The following is an 11995-nucleotide window of genomic DNA, read 5'->3' as shown; positions in this document are numbered from 1 at the left end:
TAGAGCGCCTGCTTTGCAAGCAGGATGTCAGGAGTTCGAATCTCCTAGGCTCCACCATTACCTTCCCGTCGATTAGATCGCTAAGAACCAGTTTGGTTTTTAGCCGTCCAATCGGACGTCTTTTACATCGTTTAGAGAGAATACAATAACAACATAGTTGGTCACGCAAGTGAGCGTCTGACCTCAGTTGGTTCCACTTCGGTGGAAGGCTGTTTTAGATCCCTTTCCTCGGATCTTTTACGGTATCCCGGCTGAAACGATTATGTTGTCCAAGTCAAGTACACTAACCCGAGCAGCCGAGAGGTTGCTCATTAAGTTCCTTATCCTCTGCGTGGGGCCGACCGACATCGGCAGCGCAGGTTCCAGGGTAAGGAGCGGGAAAGTATGCTTTTGATCCAGTTTGCCCTTCGGGGTAAGAAGCGGGACACGCAAAAGGCCTGTCTTCTTCTGGATCAAATCAAGCGCGAGAAGGGCGTTTGGTGAATGCCTTGGCAGTAAGAGGCGATGAAGGACGTGATACTCTGCGATAAGCTTTGGGAAGGTGAGAATAGCCGTTATACCCAGAGATCTCCGAATGGGGGAACCCACCTGACAGTTCATTATAATTACTTCGGTAATTTATAGTGTTCTGAAACAGGTACTTTTAACCTGAATACATAGGGTTTTAAGAGCAAACCCGGGGAACTGAAACATCTAAGTACCCGGAGGAAAGGAAATCAATTGATACTCCCCTAGTAGCGGCGAGCGAACGGGGACCAGCCGAGCCATGAGTGTGGATAGAATGCGTTGGGAAGCGCAACCATAGTGGGTGACAGTCCCGTATATGAAGCATGATTGGACGTATTAAGTAGGGCGGAACACGTGAAATTCTGTCTGAAGATCGGAGGACCACCTTCGAAGGCTAAGTACTCCTTACTGACCGATAGCGAACCAGTACCGTGAGGGAAAGGTGAAAAGCACCCCGACGAGGGGAGTGAAACAGTACCTGAAACCGAACGCCTACAATCAGTCGGAGGCTCCTTGAGAGCTGACGGCGTACCTTTTGTATAATGGGTCATCGACTTGGTCTATCTAGCAAGCTTAAGCCGTTAGGTGTAGGCGCAGCGAAAGCGAGTCTTAATAGGGCGAATGAGTTAGATGGATCAGACCCGAAACCGAGTGATCTAGGCATGGCCAGGTTGAAGGTGCGGTAACACGCACTGGAGGACCGAACCCACATCTGTTGAAAAAGATCGGGATGAGCTGTGCCTAGGGGTGAAAGGCCAATCAAACTCGGAGATAGCTGGTTCTCCGCGAAATCTATTTAGGTAGAGCGTCATACGAATACTCCCGGGGGTAGAGCACTGAATGGGTAATGGGGGCCCACAGCCTTACTGATCCTAATCAAACTCCGAATACCGGGAAGTACTATATGGCAGACACACAGCGGATGCTAACGTCCGTTGTGGAGAGGGAAACAACCCTGACCTACAGCTAAGGCCCCTAATTCATGGCTAAGTGGGAAAGCAGGTGAGACGACCAAAACAACCAGGAGGTTGGCTTAGAAGCAGCCATCCTTTAAAGATAGCGTAACAGCTCACTGGTCTAAATAAGTTGTCTTGCGGCGAAGATGTACCGGGGCTCAAGCCATGAGCCGAAGCTTAGGATGTGCGATTTATCGTACGTGGTAGCGGAGCGTAGTGTGACATAGTTCCATTCCTCATTAGCATCTTCGGATGCATTTGAGGATCGGAGCTTTCGATGAAGCCGGCCTGTGAGGGATCCGGTGGAGAGATCACTAGTGAGAATGATGACATGAGTAGCGACAAAGGGGGTGAGAGACCCCCTCGCCGAAAATCCAAGGGTTCCTGCTTAAAGCTAATCTGAGCAGGGTAAGCCGGCCCCTAAGGCGAGGCCGAAAGGCGTAGCCGATGGGAACCAGGTTAATATTCCTGGGCCAGAAGGATGTGACGGATCGTGACTGTAGTTCACCCTTATCGGATTGGGTGGGCTGCTAATCGGTTCCTGGAAATAGCCCTTCATGAGACCGTACCCTAAACCGACACAGGTGGATAGGTAGAGTATACCAAGGCGCTTGAGAGAACGATGTTGAAGGAACTCGGCAAAATACCTCCGTAAGTTCGCGAGAAGGAGGCCCAGTTTCTACGCAAGTATTGACTGGGGGCACAAACCAGGGGGTGGCGACTGTTTACTAAAAACACAGGGCTCTGCGAAGTCGCAAGACGACGTATAGGGTCTGACGCCTGCCCGGTGCCTGAAGGTTAAAAGGAGGAGTGCAAGCTCCGAATTGAAGCCCAGGTAAACGGCGGCCGTAACTATAACGGTCCTAAGGTAGCGAAATTCCTTGTCGGGTAAGTTCCGACCTGCACGAATGGCGTAACGACTTCCCCGCTGTCTCCAACATCGACTCAGCGAAATTGAATTGCCTGTCAAGATGCAGGCTTCCCGCGGTTAGACGGAAAGACCCCGTGCACCTTTACTACAGCTTCACACTGGCATCAGGCACAACATGTGCAGGATAGGTGGTGGGCTTTGAAACCGGAACGCCAGTTCCGGTGGAGCCTCCCTTGAGATACCACCCTTGTTCTGCTTGATGTCTAACCGCGGTCCGTTATCCGGATCCGGGACCCTGTGTGGCGGGTAGTTTGACTGGGGCGGTCGCCTCCTAAAGAGTAACGGAGGCGCGCGAAGGTTGGCTCAGAGCGGTCGGAAATCGCTCGTTGAGTGCAATGGCAGAAGCCAGCCTGACTGCGAGACTGACAAGTCGAGCAGAGTCGAAAGACGGCCATAGTGATCCGGTGGTCCCGAGTGGAAGGGCCATCGCTCAACGGATAAAAGGTACGCCGGGGATAACAGGCTGATACTGCCCAAGAGTCCATATCGACGGCAGTGTTTGGCACCTCGATGTCGGCTCATCTCATCCTGGGGCTGGAGCAGGTCCCAAGGGTACGGCTGTTCGCCGTTTAAAGAGGTACGTGAGCTGGGTTTAGAACGTCGTGAGACAGTTCGGTCCCTATCTGCCGTGGGTGTAGGATACTTGAGAGGAGTTGCCCCTAGTACGAGAGGACCGGGGTGAACGTTCCACTGGTGGACCAGTTATCGTGCCAACGGTAGTGCTGGGTAGCTATGAACGGACAGGATAACCGCTGAAGGCATCTAAGCGGGAAGCCCCCCTCAAAACAAGGTATCCCTGAGGACCGAGGAAGACTACCTCGTCGATAGGCCAGAGGTGTAAGCGTGGTAACACGTTCAGCTGACTGGTACTAATGGTCCGATAGGCTTGATTTGATCCAGTAGAAGACAGTTCTACGGAAAATCAAAAGCATACATCACACAGTGTACAAACTTGGAATTGGTTCTTTATTCGGTTTGGTGGTCACAGCGCCAGTGAAACACCCGATCCCTTCCCGAACTCGGCCGTTAAGCACGGTTGCGCCGATGGTACTGCGTCTTAAGGCGTGGGAGAGTAGGTCACCGCCAAACCTAATAAAGAACCAAAGTAATCTCTCAAAACGATGAAACAAAAACCTAACGCCGGTAGCTGAATAAGCTGCCGGCGTTTGGCGTTCGAGGGGCGCGCATTGACCGCTAGGCTGAAACCGCGCAGGATCACCGCAGAAAGAGCTGAGCCCGCCCCGGCGAGAATCCCATCTTCGTACATCTGGACAGGCTCCCAATCGGATAGTGACTAAGATGACTAGTTGTAGCCTAAAACCTCATCAGATCTATATGTTGCAATTATTTGCTCGTCCGGCGCTCGAACAAGTCAGGGACTATAAATACGATTGCGATGATGTCGCTTCAGGGTTGGCCTACTACTGGGATGTCGTATTCAAGAACTGGGACCAAGGTAGTGATGTTGAACTTCTGGATGGTATAGGGGCCGACATCATAGAAATTGACCGGGCCCTAGATGAAGCACCTGACTTTGTATGGGCGCAAGAAGCACTGATGTCATCGGATTTTTGGAACGAGATACGAAGCTCTGCGACAACGGCTCTGACCCGTAGAGGCATACCGTTAGAAAAACCAAATCCGGATGATTGGTACAAAGTGCTGCCGGAAAGCCTGCACTACCTTAGCTACTAGTCCGATCTATACATCGTAGCGAACGACGACGGACACATAAAGCCGCTGTTACTTCAAGGATAACACCAAGGCTCAAAGCTACTCGAGATCGCCTCGGTCTTCTCGCGAAAACCGGGAAAGGGTGGCGCTCTGCTTTCTTGGCGCGTGTGGCGGGAAAGATAGAAAGCCAACTCGCGTGAGCATTCACTTGGCCCGCCAAGACGTATTACACCAAGTTATGAGATGCATCACAGTGGAAAGCCTGCTAACTGGTATCAATACAATCTCGGGGTCACCAATGCGCCTCTTCCTCCTCACCCTCCTCACCATGACCGCCTTCGCGGCGAACTCTCTGCTTAACCGGGCGGGGTTGGCCGAGGGTGCCATCGGGCCGGCGGGCATTGCCGCAATCCGCGTGATCTCGGGTGCGGTGATGTTGTGGGTGTTGATGGTGTTGGGGCAGAAGGCTGTTCCCAAGCGCCCGGCGCCGGATTGGACCTCGGCCGGGGCGCTCGCCACCTATCTTCTGGGCTTTTCTTTTGCCTATGTCGCGCTGGATGCAGGGCTGGGTGCGCTTGTGCTGTTCGCCATCGTGCAGGTCACGATGTTTGCGGGTGCGGTTCGGGCGGGGGATCGGATTCCGGCGCTGCGGTGGGGCGGCATGGCGGTGTCGATGCTCGGTCTTGCCTATCTGGTTTGGCCGTCTGAGAGCGTTCAGCTCCCCACGCTTCCCTTGATCCTGATGACCGCAGCCGCAATCGGTTGGGGCGTCTATTCCCTGATTGGTCGTCGCGCAGTCGTGCCGCTTCAAGCCACCGGGTGGAATTTCATCTATGCCACGCCCATCGTGCTGCTCGTCACGCTGCCGTTCATCTTGGGCGAAGCGCTGTCCGCTCCCGGCGTCATGCTGGCCGTCACCTCGGGCGCCATCACATCGGGCCTTGGCTATGCGCTCTGGTATCGCGTGCTTCCGCAGCTGGGCGCCAGCACCGGCGCGCTGGTGCAACTTTCGGTCCCGGTCATCGCCATGGGGGCAGGGGTTGTCCTGCTGGGCGAAACCGTTGGTGTGCGTGAAGTCACGGCCTCGGTCCTTGTGCTGGGTGGTATCGCGGTCGGCCTTATTGCGCGCACCAAGGCGTGAAGCCTTGCTTGGTGCCGTGGGCTCGTCTATGCGTGCTCAGGTTGAAACGGGTTGCGTAACAGCACGACAAGAAAATCATTTTCCTTTGGCCAATTACCAGGACATGTGCGCCCGCGCCTTGCCAAGGCGTGCAAGGTGCAATGAGTAGGTCCAACGTCAGTGGCAGACGCGTAACTAGTGTAACGGTTAAGCTGTGAAATGTGGGAGTGATGCCGGTGATCGAGCTTATCAAAAAGATGGGGCAGAAACGAAAGCGGCCCGACGGCAAGGGCTTTGTTTTGGTGGTGACCCATGGGCGCAGCGGATCGACATTGTTGCAAGGCATTCTGAATCGTGCGCCCGGTTGGCACATTCACGGTGAAAACGCCAACATGCTGTATCACCAGTATCAAGAGCTGGCGGCAGCGCGCAAAATCAAGAAGCACCAGAAGCTTGGCCACCACGTTCCGCCCGAGACCTCTCCTTGGTTTGGGTATAAGAATCTGGACGTGCAGAAGATCAACGCGCAGGTCCGTCGCCGGATGCGGTCGTTTTTGACCGAGACCGCGCCAGCGGAGGCCCGTGTTGTCGGGTTCAAAGAGGTGCGCTATCTGGACGTTTTTCTGGAAGATCCCGATGCGTTAACGCGGTATCTGGATTTTTTGTTGAAAGCCTTGAAGCCCTGCAAATTTATCATGCTGACACGCGATCCGGAGGCAACATCGAGTAGCGCGTGGTGGGCTGAGGAAGATAAAACCAAAGTCGTGACAAATCTGCAGGCCTTTAGTCGTTTCTTAGAGGACTACGCCAGCAGTCACTCGGATGACGCAGTGCATGTGTCCTATGCGGATGTCGTCAACCAGACCGACGCATTCTGGAGCATGATGTCATTTGTTGGTGCCAAGACTACACGGGACGAGGTCGCGGCGGCTTTGTCCATGCCGCACAGCTATAAGACCAAAGCGATCCGACCTTTTGCTGTGCCCAAGCTTTCAAGCGCGAAAGGTTATTCACCGGACCTGATCAATGCGAATGCCGAGTGGGCCAAAGGAAACAGCGCTACGGCGCGGACGCATTATCAAGCCTACTATGACGCTATAGACCCGGTTGATGGCCGCAAGATCCTGCCCGCCTATGTGTTTCGCCGCCTTGGTCTGAGAAGCTGGCCTGCGATGACATCAGACTCCGCGAAGATCGCGTATTTCAACATCCCCAAATGCGGGTGTACCTCGGTTGGAAATCTTCTGTTTTTGGCCGAGCGGCCGGATGAGCCACGTCCGAAGGACATTCACCGGCATTTCAGGGCGGCCCAGCACGCGGACACGATCGATCATCTACAGGACTACTACAAGTTTACGGTGGTTCGTGATCCTGTGAAGCGGTTCGTGTCCTGCTTTCGCAATCGCGTTTTGCACCATGGCGATTTGAAGCCCTTGGTCGATACAAACATCATCCATCGCGTGCCGGGCATCAACGAGTTCGCCTTAAGGCTGGAGTTCTTTGCCGATCAGAGCTTGGTGATGGAGCATCATGTGACGCCTCAATCGCGGTTCCTGAACAACGATCTGTCATTCTTGGACCGGGTCTATCCGATAGAAGAGATTGCGCAGGTGGCCAAGGATGTCTCGAAAATGGTCGGGCGTGATTTGGACATGCCGCACGAACAGACCGGAGGTCCGTCGGTTGGGCTTGCGGATCTGTCTGAAGAGGCGTTCGAGCACATCCTGAAATACTATGAAGACGACTATGTGCTTCTACGGGATTACTACTCGGTAGACGCGATACGGGCGGAATACACTGCGGCTAGACAGGCAAGGTTAGCGCTGGAGGGCAGTTGATCTTCGGCGACGTCCTGACGCTAGGGGCATGTAGAGGCCACAAATGCTGCGTTGCTTTTGTCCGAAGGCTTGCGTCGCGCCGAAGGCTCGTCTATACGCCCCCGGTGGCCTTATGGGCTGCAGAATCAAAATCAAGAAAAGCCGTGTTTGGCCCCGTATCGCTTCTGGGGTCAGTTCCGGCAAAGGAGAAGCGATATGAAATTGCATGAACTGCGCGACAATCCTGGCGCAACCAAACCCCGCAAACGTGTTGGTCGTGGTCCCGGTTCGGGCACTGGTAAAACCGGTGGCCGTGGTATCAAAGGTCAGAAGTCGCGTTCGGGTGTAGCCATCAACGGTTACGAAGGCGGCCAAATGCCCCTCTACCAGCGTCTTCCCAAGCGTGGCTTCAACAAGCCGAACCGCAAGAAGTTCGCTGTGATCAACCTGGGTCTGATCCAGAAGTTCATCGACGAGAAGAAACTGGACGCTGGTGACATCACCGAGGACACCCTGGTTGCTTCGGGTCTGGTTCGCCGCAAGCTGGACGGTGTTCGTGTTCTGGCCAAAGGCGAACTGACCGCCAAAGCCAACATCACCGTGACCGGTGCGTCGAAGTCGGCTGTTGAAGCTGTTGAGAAAGCTGGCGGTAAATTGACCGTGGCTGCTCCGGCTGCGGCTGAATAAGACCTTGTGAGGGGCGCGCCAGCCCCTTACATGTCTAATCACGTTTTCAAGCGCCGCCGGAGCCGGGAACGGTCCGGCGGCGTTTTACTTGATCCAAGGGGGCCTTATGGCATCTGCAGCAGAACAAATGGCGTCGAACATGAGCTGGAGCGCCTTCGGCAAGGCGACCGAGCTTCGACAGCGCATCTTCTTCACGATCGGGCTTCTGATCATCTATCGCATTGGCACGTATATTCCCGTTCCGGGGATTGACGCGAACGCCCTGCGCGAGTTCATGGACCAGGCACAATCCGGCATTGCTGGCGTGCTGGGTATGTTCACCGGTGGCGCTCTGAGCCGCATGGGTGTCTTTGCCCTTGGAATCATGCCGTACATCTCGGCTTCGATCATCGTGCAGCTTCTGTCTTCCATGTGGGAGCCGCTGAAGCAGCTGAAGAAAGAGGGCGAGCAAGGCCGCAAGAAGATCAACCAATACACCCGCTATGGCACCGTTCTGCTGGCCACGGGTCAGGCCTTCGCACTGGCAAACTCGCTGCAAGCTGGTGATCTGGTCACCAACCCAGGTTCGTTCTTCATCGCAGCCTGCGTGATTACGCTGGTTGGCGGCACCATGTTCCTGATGTGGCTGGGTGAACAAATCACCGCACGCGGCATCGGCAACGGTATCTCGCTGATCATCTTCGTCGGCATCGTGGCCGAGATCCCCGCCGCTCTGGCGCAATTCCTGGCCTCGGGCCGTTCGGGTGCCATCAGCCCCGCCGTGATCATCGGTGTGATTGTGATGATGGTCGCCGTGATTGCCTTCGTCGTGTTCATGGAGCGTGCGCTGCGCAAAGTGCACATCCAGTACCCACGCCGTCAGGTTGGCATGAAGATGTATGACGGTGGCTCGTCCCACCTGCCGATCAAGGTAAACCCGGCAGGCGTTATCCCGGCGATCTTCGCCTCGGCGCTTCTTTTGCTGCCGACAACGATCTCGACCTTCTCGTCCGGTCAATCCGGTCCGATCATGTCGACCATCCTGGCCTATTTCGGCCCCGGTCAGCCTCTGTACTTGCTGTTCTTCACAGCGATGATCATGTTCTTCACCTTCTTCTACACCAAGGAAGTTGCGTTCAAGACGGACGAGGTTGCCGACAACCTGAAGAACCAGAACGGTTTCGTGCCCGGCATTCGCCCCGGCAAGAAAACTGCCGAGTATCTGGACTATGTTGTGACCCGCCTGCTGACGCTTGGCTCGATCTATCTGGCCGCCGTGTGCTTGATGCCGGAAATCCTGCGCAGCCAGCTGGCCATTCCGTTCTATTTCGGCGGCACCTCGGTTCTGATTGTTGTGTCCGTGACCATGGACACCATCCAGCAAGTGCAGTCGCATCTTCTGGCCCACCAGTATGAGGGCCTGATTGAAAAGTCGCAGCTGCGCGGCAAGAAACGTGGCAAGAAGGGGCCTGCACGTCGATGAACATTATTCTTCTTGGACCGCCGGGCGCCGGCAAAGGAACCCAAGCCGCCAAGCTGGTGGAAGAGCGTGGCATGATCCAGCTGTCGACCGGTGACATGCTGCGGGAAGCCAAAGCTTCGGGCACTGAGATGGGAAAGAAAGTTGCCGCCATCATGGACGCGGGCGAGCTGGTCACGGACGAGATCGTCATCGGCCTGATCGAGGAGAAGCTGGAAGGCGACACCGGAGGCGGCTTCATCTTTGACGGCTTCCCCCGCACGCTGCCGCAGGCCGACGCCTTGGGTGCGCTGCTTGAGAAGCACAATCAGACGCTGGACGCTGTTGTCGAAATGCGCGTGGATGACGAGGTGCTGGTTGGCCGTATCGTCGGCCGCGCCGAGGAAGCCCGCAAAGCAGGTCAGCCTGTGCGTGCCGACGACAACGAAGAAAGCCTGAAGATCCGTCTGATGGAATACTACAAAAAGACCTCGCCGCTGATTGGCTATTACTGGGCCAAGGGCGACCTGAAATCGGTCAACGGTCTGGGCACCATTGACGAAGTACAGGGCGAAATCGCCGAGGTTCTGGGCGCCTGATCCAGACGCCAAGGATGAATTGCCAAGCGCCGCGGTTTGATCGCGGCGCTTTGGTTTTTGGGGGCCGGGCTGGGGTGTGCAAAAGGCTTGGTGCCATGATGGGTTGACGAGGCGCTCAATCCCGAGTAACTCACCCCATCCCTTACGGGAATCGGTGTGTTTGTAGGGGCGCTCCCGAACGCACACTAGACCAGAGAATTCAGCGCGGCCCGCTAGGAATGATCCGGCGGGCTTACGTTGTGAAAAAAGGTTCCGGAGCTACGGAACCGCAACGAAAAGGAAAGACTACGTGGCACGTATTGCTGGCGTAAACATCCCGACCCATAAACGGGTCCCGATCGCCCTGACCTACATTACCGGTATCGGCCATACTTCGGCTGCTGCTATCTGCGAAGCTGTGAACATCGACGTAACCCGTCGCGTGAACGAACTGTCGGACGCTGAAGTTCTGGCAATTCGCGAGCACATCGACGCAACCTACACCGTTGAAGGTGACCTGCGCCGTGAAGTTCAGATGAACATCAAACGTCTGATGGATCTGGGCTGCTACCGTGGTCTGCGCCACCGTCGTAACCTCCCCGTTCGTGGTCAGCGTACCTCGACCAACGCACGTACTCGCAAAGGCCCTGCAAAGGCCATTGCTGGTAAGAAGAAATAAGGGAGGGTTTGACCAATGGCTCGTGATAAGACCCGCATGAAGCGTAAAGAGCGTAAGAACATCGCATCCGGTGTTGCTCACGTTAACTCGTCGTTCAACAACACCAAGATCCTGATCTCGGACGTGCAAGGCAACGCCATCTCGTGGTCGTCGGCTGGCACCATGGGTTTCAAAGGCTCGCGCAAGTCGACCCCGTATGCTGCTCAGATGGCTGCAGAAGACGCTGGCAAGAAAGCCCAGGAACACGGTGTTAAGACGCTGGAAGTTGAAGTTCAGGGCCCCGGTTCGGGTCGTGAATCGGCTCTGCGTGCACTGGCCGCTATCGGTTTCAACATCACCTCGATCCGTGATGTAACCCCGATCGCACACAACGGCTGCCGCCCGCCGAAGCGCCGCCGCGTATAAGCACTATTTTACCGCCGGGCCGCGTGTGAATGCGTGGCCCGGTTTCCGTCATTTTAACCTCGGGCGTCCTGCCCTTTGGACATGGGGACAGGACAAGAATGGAGGGACGCATGATCCACAAGAACTGGGCAGAATTGATCAAGCCGACACAGCTGGACGTAAAGCCGGGCAATGACCCTGCACGTCAGGCAACCGTTGTTGCAGAACCGCTGGAGCGTGGCTTTGGTCTGACCCTGGGCAACGCCCTGCGCCGCGTGCTGATGAGCTCGCTGCAAGGTGCCGCTATCACGTCGGTTCAAATCGACAACGTTCTGCACGAGTTCAGCTCGGTTGCGGGTGTACGCGAAGACGTCACCGACATCGTTCTGAACCTCAAAGGTGTTGCGATCAACATGGAAGTCGAAGGCCCCAAGCGCCTGTCGATTTCGGCCAAAGGCCCGATGGTTGTGACCGCTGGTGCGATCTCGGAATCGGCTGGCATCGAGATCCTGAACAAAGATCACGTGATCTGTCACCTGGATGACGGCGCGGACCTGTTCATGGAACTGACCGTCAACACTGGCAAAGGCTATGTTGCCGCTGACAAGAACAAGCCGGAAGATGCGCCGATCGGCCTGATCCCGGTGGACGCGATCTATTCGCCGGTCAAGAAAGTGTCGTATGACGTGCAGCCGACCCGCGAAGGTCAGGTTCTGGACTATGACAAGCTGACCCTGAAGCTGGAAACCGATGGCTCGGTGACCCCGGAAGATGCTGTGGCTTTCGCTGCGCGCATCCTGCAGGACCAGCTGTCGATCTTCGTAAACTTCGACGAGCCGGAAGCTGCTGGCCGTCAGGACGAAGACGATGGTCTCGAGTTCAACCCGCTTCTGCTGAAGAAAGTGGACGAGCTGGAACTGTCGGTTCGCTCGGCAAACTGCCTGAAGAACGACAACATCGTTTACATTGGCGATCTGATCCAGAAAACCGAAGCCGAGATGCTGCGCACTCCGAACTTCGGCCGCAAGTCGCTGAACGAGATCAAAGAAGTGCTTTCGGGCATGGGTCTGCACCTTGGCATGGATGTCGAGGAATGGCCGCCTGAGAACATCGAAGAGCTGGCGAAGAAATTCGAAGACCAGTTCTGATTTGACAAGTTTCCGGGGGCGGCGTAGAGCGGCCCCCGAAATGCCCACGCTGGTGGGGAACATCTGGGCAATCCTG

General features: G+C 55.7%; 9 protein-coding genes, 1 tRNA gene and 2 rRNA genes (1 of these 12 running past the window's edge). All 12 read left to right on the top strand.

Features of this window, described 5'->3' with window-relative positions:
* Positions 1-57 (top strand) — tRNA-Ala (locus tag EOL43_RS01035); it begins 19 nt to the left of the window's first position.
* 398 nt (positions 58-455) lie between these two features.
* Positions 456-3288: ribosomal RNA gene (locus EOL43_RS01030) — 23S ribosomal RNA — on the top strand.
* 80 nt (positions 3289-3368) lie between these two features.
* Positions 3369-3483: ribosomal RNA gene (gene rrf / locus EOL43_RS01025) — 5S ribosomal RNA — on the top strand.
* Between the two features lie 210 nt (positions 3484-3693).
* A complete protein-coding gene (locus EOL43_RS01020) occupies positions 3694-4089 on the top strand; it encodes a hypothetical protein (protein WP_133484931.1) in 396 nt (131 codons plus the stop codon).
* Positions 4090-4366: 277 nt separating this feature from the next.
* On the top strand, positions 4367-5209 hold the full coding sequence (locus tag EOL43_RS01015; protein ID WP_133484930.1) for a DMT family transporter: 843 nt from the start codon (positions 4367-4369) through the stop codon (positions 5207-5209).
* 215 nt (positions 5210-5424) lie between these two features.
* On the top strand, positions 5425-7026 hold the full coding sequence (locus EOL43_RS01010) for a sulfotransferase family 2 domain-containing protein (RefSeq protein WP_166636177.1): 1602 nt from the start codon (positions 5425-5427) through the stop codon (positions 7024-7026).
* A 195-nt stretch (positions 7027-7221) separates the two neighbouring features.
* Complete coding sequence (gene rplO, locus EOL43_RS01005) at positions 7222-7692, top strand: 50S ribosomal protein L15 (RefSeq protein WP_133484928.1); 471 nt, start codon at positions 7222-7224, stop codon at positions 7690-7692.
* 106 nt (positions 7693-7798) lie between these two features.
* On the top strand, positions 7799-9154 hold the full coding sequence (secY, locus tag EOL43_RS01000; protein ID WP_133484927.1) for a preprotein translocase subunit SecY: 1356 nt from the start codon (positions 7799-7801) through the stop codon (positions 9152-9154).
* The gene (locus EOL43_RS00995) at positions 9151-9729 is read left to right on the top strand and encodes an adenylate kinase (RefSeq protein WP_133484926.1); all 579 of its coding nucleotides are present in this window, start codon (positions 9151-9153) and stop codon (positions 9727-9729) included. Before secY ends, EOL43_RS00995 begins: the two co-directional genes overlap by 4 nt.
* Before the next feature lie 289 nt (positions 9730-10018).
* The gene (gene rpsM / locus EOL43_RS00990; RefSeq protein ID WP_108857343.1) at positions 10019-10387 is read left to right on the top strand and encodes a 30S ribosomal protein S13; all 369 of its coding nucleotides are present in this window, start codon (positions 10019-10021) and stop codon (positions 10385-10387) included.
* Between the two features lie 15 nt (positions 10388-10402).
* Positions 10403-10792 (top strand): 30S ribosomal protein S11, encoded by a 390-nt coding sequence (gene rpsK, locus EOL43_RS00985; RefSeq protein WP_133484925.1) that lies wholly within the window; start codon positions 10403-10405, stop codon positions 10790-10792.
* A 110-nt stretch (positions 10793-10902) separates the two neighbouring features.
* Positions 10903-11919, top strand: coding sequence for a DNA-directed RNA polymerase subunit alpha (locus tag EOL43_RS00980; RefSeq protein WP_133484924.1), 1017 nt, complete (start codon positions 10903-10905; stop codon positions 11917-11919).
* Positions 11920-11995: the final 76 nt, after the last annotated feature.

Source organism: Aliiroseovarius marinus (genome assembly GCF_004360145.1).
Taxonomy (GTDB): Bacteria; Pseudomonadota; Alphaproteobacteria; order Rhodobacterales; family Rhodobacteraceae; genus Aliiroseovarius; species Aliiroseovarius marinus.
This window is presented reverse-complemented; position numbering and strand designations above follow the sequence as displayed.